We start from the raw sequence: 21,551 nt of genomic DNA, 5'->3' as shown, positions 1-21,551 counted from the left end.
TCAGCGAGAGGGCACCGGCTGGTGGAAGTAGCCGTTCTTCCCGGCCTCCCGGTAGCCGTCGAGCCCCGGACCGTCGTTGACGGTCAGGTCGCACGCGGCTTTGTCGGAGGTCGGCCGGTTCCAGTGCACCAGCGCCTTCACCTCCGGGAGCTTCTTCACGTCGGCGGGAATCCGGGTGTACCAGTCGCGCTGGCGCGTGGGGTTGTCGGCGTCGGGCGCGGTGGCGAACTCCGCGAGCATGACCGGCTTGTCGTCGCTGATGTTCTCGCGCAGCCATGCGTAGCTGGGCTGTTGGCTGCGCAGGAAGTCCTTCCAGTCGGTGGTGTTGTGGCACTGGTAGTAGTTGTACTGGTCCATGGCGATCCAGTCGACGTACTCGTCCCCGGGGTAGAGCGCCTTCATCTCGTCCGCGCTGCCGAGGTAGCCGGAGACGGTCCACACCCACACCACGTTGTCGGCCCCCAGTTCACGGAACCGGTCGCGGAGATGGCGGTAGGCGGCGACGAACTCCTCCGGGGTCCCGGCGCCTTCCTTGATGCGGGCGTCGGTCTCCTGGTCGAAGGAGACGAAGACCCGTTTGCCGTAGGCCTTGATGCGCCGGATCTGCGGATCGAGGATCTCCTCGTCGTACTTCCCCGAGGCGATGTTCTTCCAGCCGAGCTGGGTCTCGGTCCAGTTCTCGTGGTGCGGCTCGGTCCAGACGGTGGACTCCCACGCCAGCATGAGCAGCCTGTCCCTGCCGAGCTCCTGTTCGTCAGGGGTGAGCAGCTGTCCGTCGAGCTCGGTGCCCGACATGTCGTGGTAGTTGTAGACGAGGTCCAGCTTGCGCCCGATCCGCTTCTCGAAGCCGAGCACGGCGTCCTTGAGCGATCCGTTCCCGGCGTACGGCACATAGGCGCCCCACCAGGCGCCGCAGGCCGGTACGAGCGTGTCGCTGGGCGCGCAGGGGCCGGTGGGCACCTTGCCGGAGGCCGCGTTGTCGGGCAGGGCGTCCCCCGAGGCCTCCGGTTCCTCGGAGCGGCCGGCCCAGATGCCGAGCCCGGCGATCAGCGCGGCCACGGCCACCAGTACGACCGCCGTGTAGGCGCGTTTCGCCGCGCCCCTGTCCGCCACCCCGCGGGATTCGGACCGTCCGCTCACCCGGTGCCGGCCCGTCATGTGCCACCACCGGCGGCGGGCCCGCGTTTGACGCGTTCGGCCGCGCCGCGCCGCGCGGCGGGCAGGGGCAGTCCCGGCAGGGCGGCGGTGACCGTGGTGAGGACGGCCAGCGAGGCGAGGAAGGCGGTTGTCGAGAAGCCCTCCACCAGGAACAGCGAGGTGGCGGCGAGCACACCGAGCGAGAGGCTGACGGGCGCGACGAGCGCGGCGGCCTCCAGGCGGGCACCGGCGGCCAGCCCGCGCGGCTGCGGATACAGCGCCGCGCAGCCCGGCCCGAACAGGACGAAGAGCAGTACCGGTATCCAGCGCAGCGGTGAGGGCCCGGGCAGGGCGGTGGCGGCCAGCGCCAGCCAGCCGGAGGCCGCGACGAGGACTCTGAGGTGTGTCGGGGTGACCCTGGCGCCCCGGGTCTCTTCGCTGTGGTCGGTGTCCTGCGAGCCTGCGGTGTTCATGGACTGACCTGACTGCCCTTCGTCTCTGCGATCACCTGGTGGTCGTCATCGGGTGGCGGGGCGGTACTCCAGGACGACGCCGTAGGGGTGGCTCTCGACGGTCCGGAAGAGCGGCGAGGCGGACAGTCTCGTCCGCAGGCTCTCGAAGCCGTCGGCCGGCAGCAGGCCCTCTCCGGCGGTGTAGGTGTCCTGGGTGCGGGTGAGGATCACGTACGCCGTCGTCCCCGGCGGGATTCCCTCGGCGAGGTAACCGGCCGGGTCCTTCAGCATCTTCTCGTTCTCGGGCAGTTCCTGCTCGGCGAAGTACCAGTGCTCGAGGCTGTCGTAGCGGTGCAGGGCCTGCGGGAAGGAGCCGGTGGTGGCGAGGATCAGCGAGCCCTCGGGGGCGTTGTCCAGGGTCCGGGTGACCATTGCGGTCTCCGCGGGCGGCGTGTAGTACATCTTCTCCTTGCCGTAGTAGGACGGCAGGAACCCGGCCAGCAGCACCAGCAGTACGGCCGGCAGGGCGACGGCCGCGGCCCTGTGCCGCAGCACCTTCGCCCGGCCGCGGTGGGTGCCCGCGAAGGCCGGCACGAGAGCGGCGGCGGCGAAGAAGGCACCGCCGGGCAGGCCGAACAGATAGACGCGGAAGAGCATCTCGCCGCCGTAGTCGTTGACGACGAAGAGCGGCACCGGGGCGACGGAGACCAGCAGCAGCGGCAGCGCGCTGCGGGTCAGCCGGCGCCGCAGCACGACGGCGGACCCGGCGAGGACGACGATCGCCAGCACCATCAGTACGTTGGCTGTACCGGCGAGTTCGGGGCCGGGGCCGGTGAGTTGGCCCGCGTAGCCGGCGCGGGAGTTCTGGGTCAGTTCGCCGAGGGACTCCTTGAGGGTGGAGAGCGTCTCGACGAACAGGGGCCGCCCCATGGTCAGGTCCCAGGTGAGCATCAGCAGGCCGGCGACCGCCAGCAGCCCGAGGTTGCGGTAGCGGCGGGTGAGGTTGAGGGCGAGCAGGCAGATGCAGAGCATCACCGGGGTGAGCTGGTGCGTGGCGTTGACGGCGGCGATCAGCGGGGCGAGGACCGCCACGCAGATCGCGCGCTGCCTGGTGCCCGTGGGGGGCGGCACGGTGGCCGCCGCCGGGTCGAGGAAGGTGCGGTCGCGCAGCCGTCCGGCGGAGCCGGGGCGTACGAAGTGCCGCAGCACCACCGCGATGACCGTCAGATGCAGCAGGTACGCCAGCCCCTGCGGAGCGAAGTAGTCCTGGCCCACCCAGTTGGCGAGCTGGAAGATCCAGACGGCGGTCCACACCAGGCGCCAGTCCCGGCAGAAGGTGCGGTAGATCAGCACCAGCACCGGCATCATGAGCAGGCCGAAGACGATCGGTGCCCAGTTGGCGTACGTGGCGGCGCTCTCCACGCCGAAGGCGCGGACCAGGCCCCCGTTGAGCGTGAAGAACCCCGGCCACTGGTCGTACGCCGACATGTTGCCCGACAGGGCCGCCCCCGGCCGCAGTTCGCCGTTGGCGAGCAGCGTGTTGACGACGGCGTCGTGCTTGGAGGCCCACGGGTAGCGCACCTCGTCGTAGAGCACCGCAGGTGGTGCCTTGAGGGCGAACAGCATCGCGGCGCAGTGTGCGGTCGGCCACCAGGGTGCGGTGGCCGCGCGCCGCAGGCTGAGGACGAAGCCCGCGGTGAGGACCAGCAGCGAGAGGTAGTAGGCGGCGGGCAGGCGGTCCAGCAGACCGTAGTCGCCCATCTCCCGGAAGCCGATGCGGGGCAGCGCGTACAGCCACAGGGCGGCTGCGAGCAGCAGCGTCAGCAGGCCGAGGGTGCGGGGCCGGCGCAGGGCGGTCCGCCAGGAACCGGGTTCACCGTCGGTGCCTCCTCCCGGGCGCCCCGGGCCGGCGGCGGGATCGGGGGCGGGCGGCACGCTGCTCTCGGCGGTCGGTACGGGCACATGTTGCTGCACGCTGAGGCTCCCCTCCCCCGGGGACAAGTATAAGAATTTACTCGGCTTTTCACACCAAAATCGTCAGACTCGCCCCGACGCGACCGTTGTCCCCCTCATCGCGGCTTACCCCGGCTTACCCCGGCTTACCCCGGATCACCCGGGATCACCCCGGATCGGCCCGACCCTTCCCGGCCGACCGGGCCGGACCCGATTCCGGCCCGTCCCGATCCCGGCCGTCCCCTGCTCACCCGGCGAAGACGGGACCGCGTACGGCGGCGCGGGCCCGGCGGTACCACCGCCAGCCGACCGTCTTCGGACCGTCGCGGTACGGCGCGATCCGGGCGCCGCCGCCCGCCAGCCAGCCCTCGAAGTCGGCGAGGGTGTGACCGCGGCGCACGATGAGGCGGGCGATGCGGTAGCGCTCGTCGCGGTCCGAGCTGAGCGCGTGCCTCACGGCGGTGGCCGTCTCATAGCCGGCGCGGGCCGACTCGGCCCGTACCCGCGGGCTGTTGTAGCCGTGCGGGTAGGCGAGGTGGCGTACCGGGTGGCCGAGGGCGTCCTCCAACACGTCCTTGGACGTGCGCAGTTCGTGCGCCAGCGCCTTCCCGGACAACGTGTCCAGCTGGGCGTGCGTGACCGTGTGGCTGCCGATCTCCATGCCGGAACGTTCCAGCTCCGCCGCCCGGTCCAGGGTCATCATCGGCGCGGGGGGCAGCAGACTGTGGCCGCCCGGCGCGACGGCTCCGGTGGTGAGGTAGGCGGTGGCGGGCAGTCCGCGGTCGGCCAGTGCCTCGGCGGTGGGCCCCGGCAGGTCGGCGAAGCCGTCGTCGAAGGTCAGCACCACGGGCCGGGACGGCAGGGGCGCCCGCCCGGCGAGGTGGTCGGAGACCGCGCTGATGGTGACGGGCGTCCGCCCACTGTCGACGATCGCGTCGAGCTGGGCGGCGAAGTCCTTGGGACTGACGGTGAATTCGGCGATCCAGGCGGGCGGATCGTCCATCACGGCGTGGTAGAGGAAGACGGGAATACCGGAGCCCGCCGCCGGGGCGCTCCCGGCAGTCGGCGCCGGGTCCCCGTCCGCGCCGCTTCCCCCCGCCGGTCGTCGTCCCGGTCGTCTGCCGTCCGCGGCGTCCTGGCCGCGGCCGTCCGTCGTCGTCATCCCGGCCCCCTGAGCGCCGTCCGGAGGGCGTACCGCGCACGCAGGTAGCCCACGGGTCCGTACACCATTCCCCTCCGTTGCAACCGCGACAGCCGCCGCGGCCACGGATGGGTCCGTTCGTCGTGGGAGCCCGGCGCGCCGCCGCCCTGCGCCTCCCGTACGGCGGTCAGCCCGCGCGCGTGCGCCAGACCGCCCGGCACTCGGGCGAGGAAGGCCGGCAGCAGCGCGGGCCGGTTCACCAGGATCGCCGTGAGGTAGGCGGTGAGGCCGGCGCCGTAGCCGTACGCCTGGGTCTCCAGGTCGCGCCAGGTCTCCCGGTGGTGGTGCCACACCAACGCCGAGGGGGTGTAGCGCAGCCGGTGTCCCTGGGCGAGGACGCGGACGAACCCGTAGAGGTCGTCGCCGCCCCGCGCGCGCGTGCCCGCGCCGGTCGCCGGGTCGAAGCCGCCGACCGCACGCAGCGCGTTCGTACGGAAGGCCATGTTGGCGCCGGAGCCGAAGCGTCCCGCGGTGAACGGGAACAGCGGCTCGTCGGCGGGCGGTCGCCGCGGGTCGTACGTCCGCGGGGTGAAGCCCTTGGCGAAGCCGCCGTGGCTCTCCAGCAGCACCTGCGCCGGGGTGCCCAGCCGCGCGGGCAGGATCAGCCCGGTCGCGCATCCCAGGCGCGGGTCGGCGGCGAAGGGCGAGGTCAGTTCGGTGAGCCAGCGCGGGTCGGCGACCACGTCGTCGTCGGTGAAGGCGACCACCTCGCGCCGCACGGCGGCGAGCCCCCGGTTGTGCGCGACCGCGAGGCCGGGGTGCGGTTCGCACACGTACCGCACCCGCTCGCCGTACTTGCGCTCGACCAGCTCCCGGGTCTCCCGGGTCACGGGCGCGTTGTCCACGACGACGATCTCGAAGTCCGGGTGGTCCTGTGCGAGCAGCGAGTCCAGTGCGCGGGCGAGTTGGCCGGCGCGCTCCCGGGTGGCGACCACGACACTGGCGGGCGGCGCACCGCGCGCCACCTGGCCGCTTTTCGCGTCGTCCGCCTCGCCGTTGGCCACACGGCCCGCATCGCCGAGCGTCCCGTCGTCCGCCCCGGGCACCGGCTCGCCGTGGGCCTCGCAGGCCGCCCCGCGCACCGCCTCGTGAGGCGCCCCCTCCAGCATGGCGCCGGCCGGCCCCGCCAGCACCTCAGCCGGATCAGCCCCCTCCGGTACCTGCCCCAGCAGTGTGCCGACGGGCCGGCCGTCCCTCCTGACCAGCACGAAGACCGCGCCGGACGTCACCGGAGGACTGCCGGGCCCGGGTCTGAGGCCCCCCGCCTCGGCGCCCAGGTCCAGCTCGGCGACCTGGACCGGCCCGATGCTCAGAAACCGGGCGATCTCCTCTTGCGTCTCCTGTCGCGCACGTGCCGTTCGGGACACGCGCCCACCCCCTCGCTCGAAGCCCCTGGGCCGCACACGGCCCGTCATGACCGGCGCAGCCGGGCCATGCCCTTCAACGTCCGTGCCGCCAGCGAGGCCAGCCGGGGACGGGTGCGCACGAAGCCGTGCGCGCGGCGGGCCGGTTCGCGGCCGAGCCAGTGCAGCGCGGCCCCCGCCCCCGGGCGGGTTGCCGATCCCTCGTACACGGGAAGTTCGCCGGTCTTCAGCGAGTCCTTGTACTCCGCAGCCCCACGCCCCATGTCGAGCATGCCGATGCCCTCGGCGGCGGCCGCCTCGGCCATCCGCAGATGCAGTACCAGCCCCGGCGAGTACTTGGCGAAGTCGAGGTCGTAGGCCGGGAACCAGCACGCCAGGACCGTCGCCGAGCGCAGCCCGAAGTGGGCGGCGACCGGTCGGCCGCCGGCGTAGAGCACGGACAGGGTGCCGGTGCACTCCGGCGCCCGGGTCTCGGCCAGCCGGGCGACGAGCCGGCTGATCCACTCCTGCGCGAACCGGTCCCGTCGGCCCGTCCTGCGGTACTGCGCCGACTTCCACTCCATGAGCGTGCGCAGCGCGGCCGGTTCGCGCTCGTCGAACACGAAGCGCACGTCCCCGACCTGGCGGCCGAGCCTGCGCTCCTTGGCGAGGGTGGTCTTCAGGAACTTCGGCGACTGGGCGCGCAGCACGCTCTCGTACGCCTCGTACCCCTTCTCCACGTCGATGACGTAGGCGGTGTGTTCCTCGGCGGCGTGCGGCACGAACAGCTCCTGCTCCGCCTCCAGGTTGTCGAAGGCGAAGCTCGACAGGGCGCAGGCCCGCAGGAGTTGGCGGGTGTCCGGGGTGAGTCCCGGGCGCAGCACCGCGCCCTGGCAGTCCGACACCCCGAGCCCGATCGCCCGGCCCTGGCCCAGTGGTCCGCGTTCGTGCGGCAGGAAACCGGCCGCCTCACCGCCGTCGTACAGCACCGCCACCCGCGCCCGCGGCCGTACCCGGCCCACGACGTCGGTGAACTCCGGTTCCATGAACGGGTTGCGCGGCGCCGTCGACCTGGCGCGCAGCTCGCGCCAGTGCTGCCGTTCCCCCTCGCCCAGCTCCTGTGGCCTGAGCACGCGTACACGTCCGCCGTTCAACCCGACCCCCCGATCAAGTCCCCCCTGGACAACAGGAAGGTACCCCCGGGGCCGCCCCGCAGGGTAGGTAGCGGCAGATGTTGTTGCCAATCGGTGCACAGGCCTTTAACCGGCTGTAGCCGATGATGTGACAGGTTTCGGACACGTTCGGGCTGTCCTCGCGCCGTCCTCGCGCCTTGTCGTACGTAGTCGTGCGTCCTCGTTCGGATGCGATCGCCGGTGAGTCGGACAGGTGCGGCGTCCGTATTCTCTGATCATGGACCGCACCGCGTATTCACTCGTCGCCACCGACCTCGACGGCACGCTGCTCCGCGGCGACGACACCGTCTCCGACCGGTCGCTGGCCGCGCTGGCGCGGGTGGGTGAGGCCGGTGCGCGGCATCTGGTGGTGACCGGGCGGCCGGCGCCCAGGGTGCGGGCCCTGCTCGACCGCCTCGGCTGCACGGGGCTCGCGGTGTGCGGACAGGGCGCGCAGGTGTACGACGCCGGCGCGCACCGGATGCTGTGGTCGGTCACCCTGGACCGGGAGCTGGCCGAGACCGCGCTCGGCAAGATCGAGGCGGAGGTGGGGCAGGTGTACGCCGCGGCCGACCAGGACGGCGTCGACGGCCTGACGCTCATCGAGCCGGGGTACCTGATGCCCCACCCGACGCTGCCGGCGGTGCGGGTCGAGCGGCGCGACGAGCTGTGGAGCGCGCCGATCAGCAAGGTGCTGCTGCGCCATCCCGATCTGTCCGACGACGAGTTGGCGGCGACGGCCCGCACGGTGGTCGGTTCCCTCGCGACGGTCACGATGTCGGGGCCGGGGACGGTGGAACTCCAGCCGTGCGGCATCACCAAGGCGACCGGTCTGGCGCTGGCCGCCGAGCACCTGGGCCTGTCCCGGCGCCGGACCATCGCCTTCGGGGACATGCCCAACGACATCCCCATGTTCCACTGGGCGGCCCACGGCGTCGCCATGGCCGGCGCCCACCCGGAACTCAAGGCGGTGGCCGACGAGGTCACCTTGACGAACGAGGACGACGGCGTGGCCGTCGTCCTCGAGCGTGTCTTCGCGATGTCCTAGTGCGGCTCAGTAGGCGCCGAAGACGTTGTCCATCGAGCCGTAACGGTCGGCCGCGTAGTTGCAGGCCGCGGTGATGTTGGCGACCGGGTCGTACGGGTCCCAGGAGGTGCCCTCCACGTGGTACGCCCGGAAGGTCGGGTCGATCACCTGGAGCAGGCCCTTGGACGGGGTGCCGTTGACGGCGTTGATGTCCCAGTTGTTGATGGCGAGCGGGTTGCCGGACGACTCCCGCATGATGTTGCGGTGGATGCCCTCGTACGACCCGGGGATGCCGTGCTGCGCCATGATGTCGAGCGACTCCCGGATCCAGCCGTCGAGGTTGTTCGGGTACGTCGTCGTCGCCGTGGTGGCGGTCGTGGCGGCGGCCGGGGTGGCCGCGGACGCGCCGGTGGCGCCGATGAGCGGCAGGGCGAGTACGGCGGCGCCGGTGCCGGCCAGGGCGAGCTTGCGGGCGAGGCGGGTGGTCCGGGCGTGACGGTTCTGACCGTTGGCAGACATGTTGAGTCCCTCTCCTTACGCCTGCGAGGTGAGCTGTCGGGTTCGGGCGGGGAGGTGCCCGGCCGCGCCCTGTCGGGCACGGCTTCACCCCGAGCCGCTCCGGTGGTGACCGGCGCGGCGACTTACCTGGGTCCCCCGCTCCTGCCTGCGAGTGTGTTGGTGGATGACTGTGCGTCCGGCGGTGGCAGGATTCGGCGTCCGCCCGACTGGCCGGGAACGTATGCGAGAGCACATGTCCGAAACAAGTGCAGGAATCACCCAACGTGCCTGTTGACCTTGTTCTGGGGCGTTTGGGGTGCTTGATCCTTTGCGGTTGCCAAGCCTCAACTGGCTTACGGGGCAAAGGGGAGACACGGTTCGCGGCGGGGTCGGCGACGGGTGGGGCGACGTGAGCCAACTCACGGGACCCGAGAAGAGTGGCAAATCGGGCATTAGGCCCAACTGGGCGTCAACCGGCTGCCGGTGGTGAGGGCGTCGGCAGCCGGCCGGCGGTCCGGCCCGGCCGACCGCTCCTCGTGTCTCGTGTCGCGCCCCTGCGGGTGTTCCCGCATGCTGTGCGGGCATCCGTTCGAGAGGGGGAGGGGGGTGTGTGTGCCGAGTGGGTGACGCTCCCGGAGTGCGGACCCCGGGGAGCGGTGATGGGATCTTCGGTGGCGGCTTCCGGCCACCGTGCCCCGTATCGAGACCCTCGAGTGATGTCGATCAATATCTGCTCATATCAGCTGATCAAAAACATAGCGCGCATGATCCGATACCGACCGGCCTGTAACGGTGGGCGCTAGCGGTGATCGAAACGTGACCGGATACGCTGGCTCGAGTGGTGGCAGCGACCTATCGACAAGCCAGGTAATCGCCAGTAGACACCAGCAGACAGGAGACCCCTCGTGACCGTCGTCGGGCCGTTCGGGCTGAGCGTGCGGGACCAGGCTCTGGAAGCCGATGTCCAGGCCGGATTGGTGGCTGTCGAGGAAGGGTTGCTTGAGGCAACCAAAAGCGAGGTTCCCTTCATCACCGAGGCCGCCCAGCACCTGGTACGTGCCGGAGGCAAGCGGTTCCGGCCACTGCTGGTGATGCTCGCGTCCCAGTTCGGCGACCCCTACGCCCCCGGGATCGTGCCCTCGGCCGTGGTCGTGGAGCTGACCCACCTCGCCACGCTGTACCACGACGACGTGATGGACGAGGCCGCCGTGCGGCGCGGGGTGCCCAGCGCGAACACCCGCTGGGGCAACTCGGTCGCGGTCCTCACCGGCGACTTCCTCTTCGCCCGCGCCTCCCAGATCCTCGCCGACCTCGGGCCCGAGGCGGTCCGGGTGCAGGCCCTCGCGTTCGAGCGGCTGGTCACCGGCCAGATCCTGGAGACGGCGGGCCCGCAGGACGGGCGCGACCCGGTCGACCACTACCTGGACGTGCTGGGCGGCAAGACGGGGTCGCTGGTGGCGGTCTCCTGCCGGTTCGGCGCGATGATGTCCGGCGCCGACGAGACGGTCGTGGACGTGCTGACCCAGTACGGCGAGCGCCTCGGCGTCGCCTTCCAGCTCGCGGACGACGTCCTGGACATCGCCTCCGACTCCCGCGAGTCGGGGAAGACACCCGGAACCGACCTGCGCGAGGGCATCCCGACCCTCCCGGTGCTGCGGCTGCGCGAGCGGGCGGCCCGGCTGGGGCTCGCCGAGGACATCGCCCTGTGCGAGCTGCTGGACTCCGACCTCAGTGACGACGCGCGGCACGCGGAGGCGCTGCGGCTGCTGCGCGCCCACCCCGCGCTGGAGCAGGCGCGGCGGGACACCGTGCGGTACGCCAAGGACGCCCGTGCGGCGCTGGCCCCGCTCAGGGAGTGCGAGGCCAAGGCCGCGCTGGTGGAGCTGTGCGACGCCGTGGTGCACCGGGCCGGCTGAGCGCCCGGCCGCCCGTGACCCGCGTCACGGGTTCCCCGTGCGAGCGCGTTTCCGGTGCCGTCCGGCGTGTCCACCGCCCTGTGCCGACCGGCGTGTCCCGCCGCCGGTGCGGCCGGCATGGCCCACTGCCCGGTGTGGATCGGCGCGTGTCCCACTGCCCGGTGCGGCGGGCGTATCCCGCTACCCGGTGCGGCCGGCGTGTCCGGCCGCCTGGTGGACGGCGTATTCCGCCGCCCGGTACCGGACGGTGTACCCCACCCCTACGGGCCGGGGGAGTCGCCGCCCCTTCGTGTCATCCCGCAGGAGTACACGGAGTTGAGCCCGGGGTCTGACGATTCCGCTCGGTCGATTTGGTCAGATGGTCACCACGGAACACACCAATCCTCACCGATTCGGGTGAGAATGGCGGCTCACGGGTGAACGAGTGCGAGGTCGCGAGACAGCCGCCGCCGACGACGGAGGTAGGGCACAGATGGCATCGATCGATTCCGACGACAACACGACCGCCGGAGCGGGCGAGGGCCTGCGGTCCGGACGGCGCAGGGCCGCGCGGTACGCCGTCCCGGTCGCGGTGATGGGAGTGGCGGCCGCGACGATCGGACTCGTCCCCGCGCTCGCCGACTCGGGGGACCCCGACCTGCCGAAGGTCACGGCGGAGCAGCTCATCGAGAAGATCGCCACGTCGGACGTCCAGCAGCTGTCCGGCACGGTCAAGATCAGCACGGACCTGGGCCTGCCGGACCTCGGCGGCCTGGAGAGCGGCCTGATGTCCGGAATGTCTGGCGGTCCGAGCTCGGACGGGGACAAGGACGGCTCGGCCGCCGACCCGTCGGCCAAGCTCACCGAGCTGGTGACCGGCACGCACACGCTGCGGGTCGCCGCCGACGGCCCCGACCGGCAGAAGCTGTCGCTGCTGGAGAACGCCGCCGAGTACAGCCTGATCCACGACGGCAAGGACGTCTGGGGCTACGACAGCAAGTCCAACGAGGTCTACCACTCCACCGCGTCCGGCAGCGCGGAGCAGCCGGAGAAGAAGGTGCCGGCCACCCCGAAGGACCTCACCGACCAGGCGCTCAAGGCGGTCGACGACACCACGTCCGTCACGGTCGACGGCACCGCGCAGGTGGCCGGCCGGGACGCGTACCGACTGGTCGTCAAGCCCAAGCAGGACGGTTCCACGGTCGGCGCGATCACCGTGGCGGTGGACGCCGAGACCGGCATGCCGCTGAAGTTCACGCTGACCCCGTCGAGCGGTGGTGCAGCCGTCCTCGACGCGGGCTTCACGCAGGTCAGCTTCGCGAAGCCGGCCGCGTCGACGTTCGACTTCACCCCGCCCAAGGGTGCGAAGGTCACCGAGGCCGACGAGGCCGACGAGGCGGCCAAGGCGCCGGAGCACGGGCGGGTGGCCGAGGGCGACCTCGCCGGGGAGATGGACGGCCTCGAGGTCATCGGCGAGGGCTGGAACGCGATAGCCACCTTCGACACCGGCGGTCAGGGCCTGCCCACCGCCTCGGCGGGCGGTGACCTCGGCGGCTTCCTCGGCTCGTTCGGCGACCAGGTCAAGGGCGACTTCGGCTCGGGCACGGTCTTCAAGACCCGCCTGGTCAACGCCCTGATCACCGACGACGGCAAGGTCTACGCCGGTGCGGTCACCAAGGACGCACTGGTGAAGGCGGCCGACGCCGCGCAGTAGACGGGGTCCGTCCCGTACGACGACGAGGAGAGGGAGCCGATGGCCGAACCGTCCGCCACGGAGCCGGAGCGCCCGGACCAGGGGAGCGCGGAGCACGCCGTCATCGCCACCCGCGGGCTCACCAAGCGCTACCGCGGCGGACAGCTCGCCGTCGACGGTCTGGACCTGACCGTCCCGGCGGGCAGCGTCTTCGGCTTCCTCGGCCCCAACGGCTCCGGCAAGACGACCACCATCCGCATGCTGATGGGCCTGATCGAGCCGACCTCGGGGACCGCGCGTGTGCTGGGCCGGCCCGTGCCGAGCGCCGCCCGCGCCGTACTGCCCCAGGTCGGCGCCCTCATCGAGGGACCGGCCCTGTACGGCTTCCTCTCCGGCCGCGACAACCTCCTGCGCTACGACGCCGCCGACCCGACCGCGGACCCGCGCACCCGGCGCGAGCGCGTCGCGGCGGCGCTGGAGCGAGTGGGCCTCGCGGCCGCCGCCGGCAAGAAGGCGAAGGCGTACTCGCTCGGCATGAAGCAGCGGCTCGGCCTCGCCGCGGCGCTGCTCCAGCCGCGCCGCCTGCTCGTCCTGGACGAGCCCACCAACGGACTCGACCCCCAGGGCATGCGTGAGATCCGCGCGCTCGTGCGCGAACTGGCCTCCGACGGCACCACCGTCTTCCTCTCCTCCCACCTGCTGGACGAGATCGAGCAGGTCTGCACGCACGCCGCGGTGATGGCGCGGGGACGGCTGATCACGCAGGGCGCGGTCGCCGACCTGGCGGCCGGGGCGCGGGGGCGGCTGGTGGTGACCACGCCGGACACGGGGGAGGCGGCCCGGGTGCTGAAGGAGCAGGGGGCCGGGGACGTCGTCGTCGCCGAGGACCGGGTGACGGCGGAGCCACCCGACCGTGACCTCGCCGACCTGAACGCCGCCCTGGTCGCGGCCCACGTGCGGGTCCGCGGCTTCGGAGTGGAACGGGCCTCCCTGGAGGACGCGTTCGTGGCGCTGACCGGGGAGGGTTTCGATGTCGCGGGCTGAGGCGTCGCGGGCGGAGTCGTCGCAGGCGTCGCGGGTGGATGCGTCGCGGGTGGAGGCTTCGGGGGCCGAAGCGCAGAGGGCGGCGGTGCGCGTCCCGAGTCCGTTGTGGTCCTTCGGGCTGCTCCGCAGCGAGCTGCTGATCACCTTCCGGCGCTGGCGTACTCTCGCCCTGCTGGGCGTGCTGGCCGCGGTGCCGGTCCTGGTCGGAATCGCCGTGAAGATCGAGACGAGCGACGGGTCGTCCTTCGGAGGCGGAGGAGGGGGCGGCGGAGGCGGCGAGGGGCCCGCCTTCATCTCGCAGATCAGCAACAACGGCCTGTTCCTGGTCTTCACCGCGCTCGCCGCGACCCTGCCGTTCTTCCTGCCGATGGCGGTCGGTGTCATCGCGGGCGACGCGATCGCCGGCGAGTCGAGCGCGGGCACCCTCCGCTACCTCCTGGTCGCCCCGGCCGGCCGCACCCGGCTGCTGCTCACCAAGTACGCGACGGTGATCGCCTTCTGCCTCGCCGCCACCCTGGTCGTCGCGGTCTCGGCGCTCGCGGTCGGGGCATTGCTCTTCCCGGTCGGCGACCTGGTCACCATCTCCGGCACCCGGATCACCTACGCCGAGGGCCTGGGGCGGGCGCTGCTGATCGCCCTGGTCGTCGCCGCCTCCCTCGTCGGTGTCGCGGCTCTCGGCCTGTTCGTCTCGACCCTGACCGGCAGCGGCATCGCGGCGATGGCGACCGCGGTCGGGCTGCTGATCACCGTCCAGATCCTCGACCAGATCCCGCAGCTCGACGCGCTCCAGCCCTACTTCTTCTCCCACTACTGGCTGTCCTTCGCCGACCTGATGCGCGAACCGGTCTACTGGGACGACCTGGTGAAGAACCTCGGCCTCCAGGGCCTCTACGCGGCGGTGTTCGGCTCGGCCGCCTGGGCGCGGTTCACGGCGAAGGACATCACGGCGTAGACATCACGGCGTAGGACATCACGGCGTAGGCGCGGCGGCGCCCGTCCGCTCGTAGGGGAAGCGGGCGAGCGGCGCCTCCTCGGCGAAGAAGGTCTTGGCGCGCTTCAGTGCCTCGGTGTCCTTCAGGACGTCACCGGGCCTGCTGCCGTTGCCGAGCAGCACGCCGCCGAAGCGCATGCCCATGTAGGCCGCCGAGTTGTTCAGACTGCCGATCAGGGGGTCGGCGACCTCCTGCTCCTCGTGCGCGAGCGCGGTGACGCCCCACAGGGTGCGGCCGGACAGGGTCGCCTTGAACTCCAGGCCGGGGGTGCGCAGCCAGCCGGACCAGTGGTCGAGGTAGCGCTTGACCGGGGCGGACAGCGAGTACCAGTACAGCGGCGAGGCGATCACGAGGTCGGTCGCGGCGAGCGTGGCGCCGAGGAGCAGGCCCGCGTTGCCCTCCGCGGGTCGCCTGTGGTCGCTGTCGTGCCGCAGGTCCTCGAACTCGGGCAGGGGGTGCTCGGCCAGGTCGATCCACCGCTGTTCGACGTCCGCGGGCAGTTGTTCGGCGGCGCGGCGGGCGAGCAGCTCGGTGTTGCCGTCGGGGCGGCTGCTGCCCAGCAGGAAGAGGAAACGGCGGGTCATGAGGTCCCCCGGAATCATCGGCGTGCGCGAATACCAGCACGTGCAGTATATGCATGTGCATGAAAGTTCGCATGTGTGGCCGCCGACCCGCGCTCTTCCTGTGTCACGCCCCTCGTGCGCACGCCCCGCCGACACGGGCGTGACCTCCTGGAACGAGCCTGTGACACCCCGGTGACGCGGGAATCGCGGGTGAGCGGAGACACTCGACTGCAGGTGTATGACAGGCATGACAGGCATGACAGGCTCTGGACGGTGCGGAAACCGACAACGCCGCCGGAAGCCGCCGATGAGTGGGGGAACGATGTCTCGTCTCGGCCGCGACAAGCAGCGGGACCATGAGCGTGCCGAGCGCTCGTCCGCCCCCGCGGCGACGCCGATCGACGTCCGCGTGCCGGGGGGCGGTTCCGGCGCGCGCAGCGCTTCGGTCGACGGTTCGCCGGTCGTCGCGGCTCCCGGCGAGGAGATCCAGAACGCCGTCCTGAACCGCCTCCACCGGCTCGCCCTCGCCGCCGGCCACCCGGTCCTCGCCACGATCCACGACGAGCGCCTCGGTTACGCCGTCCCGCTCCGGGTCGACCCGGACGGCTCAAGCCACCTCGCCGCGGAGCCGGTGCCGACGGCTCCCGAGGAGGACGACGCCGTACGGCGGGACCGCCCCACGTCCGTCCTGCGGCCGATGGAGCCGACGCGGGACAGTGCTCCGACGTTCCGCCCGGCGCCCGAGCCGCAGCGGGCGTCGGCCGGCGAGTCGGTGCCGACGTTCACGCTGCGGGCGCTGTCGGAACCGGCCGAAGGTGCGGCGCCGGGTACGGTGGCGCCGCCGACGGGGGTGTTCGGGCCGCCGCCACGGATGGACGGGGTCCCCGCGACCGATCCGTCCGAGGGCGCGGGGACACCTACCCGGCCTACGTCGGCAGCCGGGGCTGGGACGCCCGCCTGGGCCGAGTCGCCCGCCTGGGGTGGGCCCACCGGGTACGGGCCCACCGGGTACGGGCCCACCGGGTACGGGCCGGACGCCCGGTCCGGGTCGGCAACCGGTGTGGGGTCGGCAACCGGCGTTGGGCCGGTCACCGGGCCCGAGTGGCCCGCCGCGTTCGGGTCGCCCATGGGTTCTGGGGCAGCCACGGGGGCTGAGCCGGCTTCCGGTGCCCGGGCGGACGCCGGTGCCCGGCCGACGTCCGGGCCTGGGTCACCCACTGGACCCGGGTCGCCCACCGGGTCCGATCCGGTTCGTGCCCTCACGCCGGCTTCTGTATCCGAGCCGGTCCCCGCCCCCGAGTCGGCCCCCGCCCCCGAGCCGTTCCGTTCCTCGAAGCCGGTCGTCGACCGCGACCCCGACCCCAAGCCCACCCCCGCCCGTGGCTTCGACGCCGTGGCCGAGGCGGTGCTCGGGGACGAACCGCTCACCGCTCCCGGCGACGCCACCACCCCCGCGATCCTCGCGGGGCCGACGGCCCGTATCAACGAGGCCGTCAAGGAGGGGCGTACGGAGGAGGCGGCGCGGTTGGCGGAGCAGACGGTGCTGGAGGCCTCACACACGCTGGGTCCGGAGCACCCGGAGGTACTCCGGCTCCGCGAACTGACGGCCTACATCGCCTACTTGTCGGGGGACCCGGACCGCGCCTTCCACCTCTCCCTGGACCTGGCCCGGATCCACCGCAGCACGGGCGACGCGGAGGCCGCGTACGGCAACGTCCAGAGCGCGGCCACCGCCTGGCGCGCCGTACGCGACCCGTCACGGGGCCTCGAGCTGGGGCACGACCTGGTCGGCCTGTGGGGCGAACTGGCCGCCGAGGAAGGACCGGCAGCGGAGGACGTCGAGCAACTGGAGTCCGCCCGCTCCCGCATGAACCGTCTCACCGAGCGCGTCCGCGCCCGGACCGACTGAGCGGGCAGCCCCGGGCGGGACTAGGCGGCGGGCCTACTCCGACAGTTCCCACATCGCGTAAGCGATGGCGTCGCTGTTGCGGTTCAGCGCCGTGTCGTTGATGTTGGCGGTCGTGTCGCAGGACGAGTGGTAGCAGCGGTCGAACGGCTGGCCCACGGTGCCGCCCCACTTGGCCGCCTGGGCGGACGTCTTGCGATAGTCCGCGCCGCTGAAGAGACCGCCCACGGGAACGCCGGCGTTCTTGAAGGGCGCGTGGTCGGAGCGGCCGTCGCCCTCGGTCTCGATCTCCGTGGAGATGCCGAGGCCGGTGAAGTAGTCCTTGAAGGTCTGCTCGATCGTCGGGTCGTCGTCGTAGACGAAGTAGCCGGGGTTGGGTGAGCCGATCATGTCGAAGTTCAGATAGCCGCTGATCTTCGCGCGGTTGGCGGAGGACAGGCTGTTGACGTAGTAGCGGGAACCGACCAGCCCCAGTTCCTCGGCGCCCCACCAGGCGAAACGCAGGTGCTTGGTGGGCTGGTAGCCGGACCGGGCCACGGCGAGCGCGGTCTCCAGGACGGCCGCCGAACCGGAGCCGTTGTCATTGATGCCGGGGCCGGACGAGACGCTGTCCAGGTGTGACCCGGCCATGACAACCTGATTCGCGTCACCGCCGGGCCAGTCGGCTATCAGGTTGTAGCCGGTGCGCCCGGAGGCGGTGAACTGCTGGACGGTCGTGGTGAACCCGGCCGCGTCCAGCTTGGACTTCACGTAGTCGATCGAGGCCTGGTAGCCGGGCCGGCCGTGGGCGCGGTTGCCGCCGTTCGCCGTGGCGATCGACTGGAGCTGCGTCAGGTGGGCCTTGACGCCGGCCAGCGGTATGTCGGGTGCGGCGGCGGCCGCGTGCGCGGGGGCCGACGCGGCGTGCTCGGAGGCCGACGCGGCGCCGACGACGGATCCGCCGGTCACCAGCGTGGTGACCGCGACGGCACCGGCCGCCAGCGCACGCCCGGAAACGGGGAGCTTCATGTGGGGGGCTCCGAATTCCTAGGGGATCCCTGGGGAAGGGACTCCACAGTGAATGGGGTGCCTGGATGGTGTGGCCGGGGCTGACCCCCCGTCAAGGCCGCTATTCGGCCACCGCGTTGCACATATCGGAAACCCTCGGCGTCGCGCGTCCCTCTAGTGGACGCAGAACTCGTTCCCCTCTGGGTCCGCCATCACCACCCACTCCCCGCCCGGCTCCTTCACCTGCCGCAGGACGCTCGCCCCCAACCCCTCCAGCCGGGCGACCTCCTCCTCGCGCGCAGCCTCGCCCGAGTGCAGGTCGAGGTGGATCCGGTTCTTGCCGGCCTTGGCCTCCGGCACGCGCTGGAACAGCAGGCGCCGCCCCAGCCCGGTGCCGCTCTCCTCCTGGAACGGGTCGTCGGGGTGCCGCACGGCAGCCAGGTCCCGCCAGGCGCGGCGGCCGTGGGACTCGACGGTCAACTCGGCCGGTACGGCCCCGAATCCCAGCAGTTTCTCGATGAGCGCGCTGTTGTCCTCCACCTCGTAATGGAGGGCGGCGGCCCAGAAGTCCGCCTGCGCGTGCGGGGCGGCGGAGTCGAAGACGATCTTGAAGTGCAGGGGAGTGGGGCCTGTGCGGAAGGTCATGTAACTAGTAATACTGGTTACATGAGTGAGCGCGCAATGGAATCGCCGAAACCGACCCCAGGTCCTCCCGTGCCTCCCGGTCCTCCCAAGCCTTCGGGGCCTCCCGGACTGACGCTCCTGTCGCGCGAGGGCAAGCCGTACCGCTTCGACCCGGGCGCACTCTGCCTCGAACTGCTGACGACGGGCGGGCCGGGCGCCTACGCGCGCTGGGAGGTGCTGTACGAACCCGCCGATCTGGCGGCCTGGGCCGACCGCAGCCGACTGCCGGACGGACTGGACCTGGCCGTGGACCGGGCGGATGTGGAGCGGGCCCGCGGCCTGCGCGACGCCCTCTTCCTGCTCACCGCGGACCGCGCGCACGGGCGTCCGCTCCGTCCCGCTCACCTGGACGTCGTCAACGCCGCGGCGGCCGAGCCCCCGCTCGTCACCCGCATCGAACCGGACGGCACTCGCGGCTGGGCCCCGGGCGCCACGGGGACGCGGCTCCTGTCCACGGTCGCCCACGACGCGATCGAGCTGTTCACCGGCCCGTACGCCGAGCGCATCCGCGAGTGCGGTGCCCCCGACTGCCGTCTGCTCTTCGTCGACACCTCACGCCCGGGCCGCCGCCGCTGGTGTTCGATGGAGCACTGCGGCAACCGGGAGAAGGTCAGGGCACACCGCGCACGACGGGCACCGGAAATGGACTGACGCGGACGCTGCGGCTTCGCCGCTACGGCTTCCTCACCGGGGCGTCGAGCTGTTGGTGCCCGGCCGGATCCGGGACCGGCGCGCCGGAGGCGACGATCTGCGGCTCGCTCGGCACGTTCCCCCTGCCCGGCGGTACGCCGGCGCCCGCCCGGTCGAGCTGCGCCCTGAGTGTCCGGGCGGTCCGGCGGGCCGTGCGCAGGGCGTCCCAGGTGAGCAGCGTGAGCGCCAGCCAGACCAGAGCGAAACCGGCCCAACGCTCGGGCGGCATGGCCTCGCCGAAGTAGAGGACGCCGAGCAGGAACTGGAAGACCGGGGCCAGGTACTGCAGCAGCCCCAGCGTGGACAGCGGCACGCGGATCGCCGCCGCGCCGAAGCAGACCAGGGGGACCGCGGTGACCACGCCGGTCGCGGCGAGCAGGGACGCGTGGCCGGCGCCCTCGGTGGTGAAGGTGGAGTCGCCGTGCGCGCCCAGCCACACCAGATAGCCGAGCGCGGGCAGGAACTGGATCGCCGTCTCGGCGGCCAGCGACTCGACTCCGCCGAGGTTGACCTTCTTCTTGACCAGGCCGTACGTGGCGAAGGAGAAGGCGAGGCAGAGGGAGATCCACGGCGGCTGGCCGTAGCCGACGGTGAGGACGAGCACGGCCGCGAAGCCGGTGCCGACCGCCGCCCACTGCACGGGCCGCAGCCGCTCCTTCAGCAGCAGCACGCCCATCGCGATGGTGACCAGCGGGTTGATGAAGTACCCGAGCGAGGCCTCGACGACGTGACCGCTGTTCACGGCCCAGATGTAGACGCCCCAGTTGACGGTGATGACCGCGGCGGCCACGGTCACCAGGCCGAGCTTGCGGGGCTGCCGCAGCAGCTCGCCGGCCCAGGCCCAGCGCCGTACGACGAGCAGCGCGACGGCGACGAAGCCGAGGGACCACACCATCCGGTGGGCCAGGATCTCTCCGGCCCCGGCGGGCTTGAGCAGCGGCCAGAACAGCGGGACGAGCCCCCACATCCCGTACGCGGCGAAGCCGTTCAGCAGACCTATGCGCTGCTCACTCCTCGACGACCCTGCCACCGCGGGCACCTCCTTCTCACGTACGGCATGCCGGACGGCGGATGCATGCCAGGACGAAGGTAGCGCCGCACCCGACCGCCTGTCATGCCCGTATCGGCATACGGTCATGACAGGCGAGAGGGAGGTCAGTCCGTGAGCGCGGCGGCGATCGCCTCGGCGAACGGCGTGGCCGGGCGGCCGGTGAGGCGGGACAGGTCGCCGGTGGAGACGACCAGCTCGCCCCTCTCGATGGATGCCTCCACGCCCGTCAGGACGGCGGCCAGCGGCCCGGGCACTCCGGCGCCGGTGAGGATGCCGGTGTAGGCCTCGGCGGAGACGGGGTTGTAGGCGATCTCCTTGCCGGTCTGCCGGCTCAGCTCGGCGGCGTACTCGGCGAAGCTCCACGCCTCGTCGCCACCCAGCTCGTACGCCGTGTTCTCGTGGCCCTCGCCGGTCAGTACGGCGACGGCGGCGGCCGCGTAGTCGGCGCGGGAGGCGGAGGAGATCCGGCCCTCGCCGGCCGCCTGCACGAGGGCGCCGTGCTCCAGGACCGGGGCGAGCCGTTCGGTGTAGTTCTCGTGGTACCAGCCGTTGCGCAGCAGCACGTACGGCACGCCCGAGCCGACCAGCACCTCCTCGGTGGCGCGGTGGTCGTCGGCGAGCGAGGCCTTGAGGCTGCTGGGGGCGCTGGTGTAGGCGAGCAGGGCGACTCCGGCCTTCCTGGCCGCCTCGATCACGACGGTGTGCTGCTGGACGCGGCCCTTGTCGAACTCGTTGCCGGAGATCAGCAGGACCCGGTCGCCGGCCGCGAACAGGCCGTCGAAGGTCTCGGGGGCGTTGTAGTCGGCGACCGCGAGGCGGACCCCCCGGGCGGCGAGGTCGGCGGCCCTGTCGCGATCCCGGACGACCGCGGTGACCTGGTCGGCCGGCACCTTCTCCAGCAGCTGCCGTACGACGTGGCGGCCGAGGTGTCCGGTGGCTCCGGTGACGACGATGCTCATGGCTTCAGTGCTCCTTGTGGCGGGGTCGATGACACTAACCCTAGAGGGAGCGCTAACTTCTGGAAAGTGCGCACTTCAAAGTAAGGTACTGGCGTACCTGTAAGTGCCCGGCGCGCGAAAAGGCCCGGGCGCCTGGGGCCCGGGCCTCGAGAAATCGTCGCGCACCGCCGCTCTCAGCCGACGACGGTCCAGGTGTCGCCGCCGGCGAGGAGTGTGGCGAGGTCGCCCTTGCCGTTGCGTTCGACGGCGGTGTCGAGCTGGTCGGACATGAGGGTGTCGTAGACGGGCCGGTCGACGGAGCGCA

General features: G+C 72.1%; 19 protein-coding genes, 1 pseudogene and 1 riboswitch. Of the genes and pseudogenes, 7 read left to right on the top strand and 13 right to left on the bottom strand.

The window, feature by feature from the left end:
* The 6 genes from RM812_RS28805 to RM812_RS28780 form a co-directional block, all read right to left on the bottom strand.
* Complete coding sequence (locus RM812_RS28805; protein ID WP_394816528.1) at positions 1–1,158, bottom strand: glycoside hydrolase family 26 protein; 1,158 nt, start codon at positions 1,156–1,158, stop codon at positions 1–3.
* The gene (locus RM812_RS28800) at positions 1,155–1,610 is read right to left on the bottom strand and encodes a hypothetical protein (RefSeq protein WP_311578494.1); all 456 of its coding nucleotides are present in this window, start codon (positions 1,608–1,610) and stop codon (positions 1,155–1,157) included. The genes RM812_RS28805 and RM812_RS28800 overlap by 4 nt, the downstream gene beginning before the upstream one ends.
* A 45-nt stretch (positions 1,611–1,655) precedes the next feature.
* Entirely contained in the window at positions 1,656–3,563 is a 1,908-nt protein-coding gene (locus tag RM812_RS28795) for a hypothetical protein (protein WP_311578491.1), read from the bottom strand.
* 226 nt (positions 3,564–3,789) lie between these two features.
* A complete protein-coding gene (locus tag RM812_RS28790; protein WP_311578696.1) occupies positions 3,790–4,545 on the bottom strand; it encodes a polysaccharide deacetylase family protein in 756 nt (251 codons plus the stop codon).
* A gap of 155 nt (positions 4,546–4,700) precedes the next feature.
* Positions 4,701–6,110, bottom strand: coding sequence for a glycosyltransferase (locus RM812_RS28785; RefSeq protein WP_311578488.1), 1,410 nt, complete (start codon positions 6,108–6,110; stop codon positions 4,701–4,703).
* A 44-nt stretch (positions 6,111–6,154) separates the two neighbouring features.
* A complete protein-coding gene (locus RM812_RS28780; RefSeq protein WP_311578485.1) occupies positions 6,155–7,219 on the bottom strand; it encodes a GNAT family N-acetyltransferase in 1,065 nt (354 codons plus the stop codon).
* 277 nt (positions 7,220–7,496) lie between these two features.
* On the opposite strand from RM812_RS28780, the gene RM812_RS28775 reads away from it, so the two are divergent.
* Positions 7,497–8,306 carry an HAD family hydrolase gene (locus tag RM812_RS28775; RefSeq protein ID WP_311578482.1) on the top strand — a complete coding sequence of 270 codons (810 nt, stop codon included), beginning with the start codon at positions 7,497–7,499 and terminating at the stop codon, positions 8,304–8,306.
* A 6-nt stretch (positions 8,307–8,312) separates the two neighbouring features.
* Here the strand turns inward: RM812_RS28775 and RM812_RS28770 are convergent, their stop codons facing one another.
* Positions 8,313–8,804 (bottom strand): transglycosylase SLT domain-containing protein, encoded by a 492-nt coding sequence (locus RM812_RS28770; RefSeq protein ID WP_311578479.1) that lies wholly within the window; start codon positions 8,802–8,804, stop codon positions 8,313–8,315.
* Positions 8,805–8,808: 4 nt separating this feature from the next.
* Positions 8,809–8,976, bottom strand: a riboswitch (cyclic di-AMP (ydaO/yuaA leader).
* Between the two features lie 712 nt (positions 8,977–9,688).
* Here RM812_RS28770 and RM812_RS28765 point away from each other — a divergent pair.
* The 4 genes from RM812_RS28765 (at position 9,689) to RM812_RS28750 (ending at position 14,367) form a co-directional block, all read left to right on the top strand.
* A complete protein-coding gene (locus RM812_RS28765) occupies positions 9,689–10,699 on the top strand; it encodes a polyprenyl synthetase family protein (RefSeq protein ID WP_311578476.1) in 1,011 nt (336 codons plus the stop codon).
* A gap of 472 nt (positions 10,700–11,171) precedes the next feature.
* Positions 11,172–12,392, top strand: coding sequence for a LolA family protein (locus RM812_RS28760; protein ID WP_311578473.1), 1,221 nt, complete (start codon positions 11,172–11,174; stop codon positions 12,390–12,392).
* Between the two features lie 39 nt (positions 12,393–12,431).
* Positions 12,432–13,415, top strand: a complete 984-nt coding sequence (locus RM812_RS28755) for an ABC transporter ATP-binding protein (RefSeq protein WP_311578470.1) — start codon at positions 12,432–12,434, stop codon at positions 13,413–13,415.
* On the top strand, positions 13,402–14,367 hold the full coding sequence (locus RM812_RS28750; protein WP_311578467.1) for an ABC transporter permease: 966 nt from the start codon (positions 13,402–13,404) through the stop codon (positions 14,365–14,367). Before RM812_RS28755 ends, RM812_RS28750 begins: the two co-directional genes overlap by 14 nt.
* Before the next feature lie 18 nt (positions 14,368–14,385).
* Here the strand turns inward: RM812_RS28750 and RM812_RS28745 are convergent, their stop codons facing one another.
* Positions 14,386–14,991, bottom strand: coding sequence for a flavodoxin family protein (locus RM812_RS28745; protein WP_311578464.1), 606 nt, complete (start codon positions 14,989–14,991; stop codon positions 14,386–14,388).
* A 301-nt stretch (positions 14,992–15,292) separates the two neighbouring features.
* On the opposite strand from RM812_RS28745, the gene RM812_RS28740 reads away from it, so the two are divergent.
* Complete coding sequence (locus tag RM812_RS28740) at positions 15,293–16,879, top strand: tetratricopeptide repeat protein (RefSeq protein WP_311578461.1); 1,587 nt, start codon at positions 15,293–15,295, stop codon at positions 16,877–16,879.
* A gap of 33 nt (positions 16,880–16,912) precedes the next feature.
* Here RM812_RS28740 and RM812_RS28735 read toward each other — a convergent pair whose 3' ends face one another.
* Positions 16,913–17,884, bottom strand: coding sequence for a M28 family metallopeptidase (locus tag RM812_RS28735; RefSeq protein ID WP_311578458.1), 972 nt, complete (start codon positions 17,882–17,884; stop codon positions 16,913–16,915).
* A 153-nt stretch (positions 17,885–18,037) separates the two neighbouring features.
* A complete protein-coding gene (locus RM812_RS28730; RefSeq protein WP_311578455.1) occupies positions 18,038–18,508 on the bottom strand; it encodes a VOC family protein in 471 nt (156 codons plus the stop codon).
* Between the two features lie 36 nt (positions 18,509–18,544).
* On the opposite strand from RM812_RS28730, the gene RM812_RS28725 reads away from it, so the two are divergent.
* A complete protein-coding gene (locus tag RM812_RS28725; protein WP_394816531.1) occupies positions 18,545–19,198 on the top strand; it encodes a CGNR zinc finger domain-containing protein in 654 nt (217 codons plus the stop codon).
* A gap of 22 nt (positions 19,199–19,220) precedes the next feature.
* On the opposite strand, the gene rarD is transcribed toward RM812_RS28725, so the two are convergent.
* The 3 genes and pseudogenes from rarD to RM812_RS28710 all read right to left on the bottom strand — a co-directional run.
* Positions 19,221–20,267, bottom strand: a complete 1,047-nt coding sequence (gene rarD, locus RM812_RS28720; protein ID WP_311578452.1) for an EamA family transporter RarD — start codon at positions 20,265–20,267, stop codon at positions 19,221–19,223.
* Positions 20,268–20,392: 125 nt separating this feature from the next.
* Entirely contained in the window at positions 20,393–21,247 is an 855-nt protein-coding gene (locus RM812_RS28715; protein ID WP_311578450.1) for an SDR family oxidoreductase, read from the bottom strand.
* Between the two features lie 173 nt (positions 21,248–21,420).
* A pseudogene (locus RM812_RS28710) lies at positions 21,421–21,551 on the bottom strand (2-oxoacid:ferredoxin oxidoreductase subunit beta); the annotation flags it as partial.

Origin of the sequence: Streptomyces lancefieldiae, assembly GCF_031845825.1 — a bacterium.
GTDB classification, from domain to species: Bacteria; Actinomycetota; Actinomycetes; order Streptomycetales; family Streptomycetaceae; genus Streptomyces; species Streptomyces lancefieldiae.
This window is presented reverse-complemented; position numbering and strand designations above follow the sequence as displayed.

What these genes read in the sequence shown, in the direction of transcription:
- RM812_RS28745 (WP_311578464.1), bottom strand. Translation starts at nt 14,991, where the DNA reads ATGACCCGCCGTTTCCTCTTCCTGCTGGGCAGCAGCCGCCCCGACGGC.
- RM812_RS28770 (WP_311578479.1), bottom strand. Translation starts at nt 8,804, where the DNA reads ATGTCTGCCAACGGTCAGAACCGTCACGCCCGGACCACCCGCCTCGCC.
- RM812_RS28730 (WP_311578455.1), bottom strand. Translation starts at nt 18,508, where the DNA reads ATGACCTTCCGCACAGGCCCCACTCCCCTGCACTTCAAGATCGTCTTC.
- RM812_RS28725 (WP_394816531.1), top strand. Translation starts at nt 18,545, where the DNA reads ATGGAATCGCCGAAACCGACCCCAGGTCCTCCCGTGCCTCCCGGTCCT.
- RM812_RS28800 (WP_311578494.1), bottom strand. Translation starts at nt 1,610, where the DNA reads ATGAACACCGCAGGCTCGCAGGACACCGACCACAGCGAAGAGACCCGG.
- RM812_RS28750 (WP_311578467.1), top strand. Translation starts at nt 13,402, where the DNA reads ATGTCGCGGGCTGAGGCGTCGCGGGCGGAGTCGTCGCAGGCGTCGCGG.
- RM812_RS28775 (WP_311578482.1), top strand. Translation starts at nt 7,497, where the DNA reads ATGGACCGCACCGCGTATTCACTCGTCGCCACCGACCTCGACGGCACG.
- RM812_RS28740 (WP_311578461.1), top strand. Translation starts at nt 15,293, where the DNA reads ATGTCTCGTCTCGGCCGCGACAAGCAGCGGGACCATGAGCGTGCCGAG.
- RM812_RS28760 (WP_311578473.1), top strand. Translation starts at nt 11,172, where the DNA reads ATGGCATCGATCGATTCCGACGACAACACGACCGCCGGAGCGGGCGAG.
- RM812_RS28735 (WP_311578458.1), bottom strand. Translation starts at nt 17,884, where the DNA reads ATGAAGCTCCCCGTTTCCGGGCGTGCGCTGGCGGCCGGTGCCGTCGCG.
- RM812_RS28805 (WP_394816528.1), bottom strand. Translation starts at nt 1,158, where the DNA reads ATGACGGGCCGGCACCGGGTGAGCGGACGGTCCGAATCCCGCGGGGTG.
- RM812_RS28790 (WP_311578696.1), bottom strand. Translation starts at nt 4,545, where the DNA reads ATGGACGATCCGCCCGCCTGGATCGCCGAATTCACCGTCAGTCCCAAG.
- RM812_RS28715 (WP_311578450.1), bottom strand. Translation starts at nt 21,247, where the DNA reads ATGAGCATCGTCGTCACCGGAGCCACCGGACACCTCGGCCGCCACGTC.
- RM812_RS28755 (WP_311578470.1), top strand. Translation starts at nt 12,432, where the DNA reads ATGGCCGAACCGTCCGCCACGGAGCCGGAGCGCCCGGACCAGGGGAGC.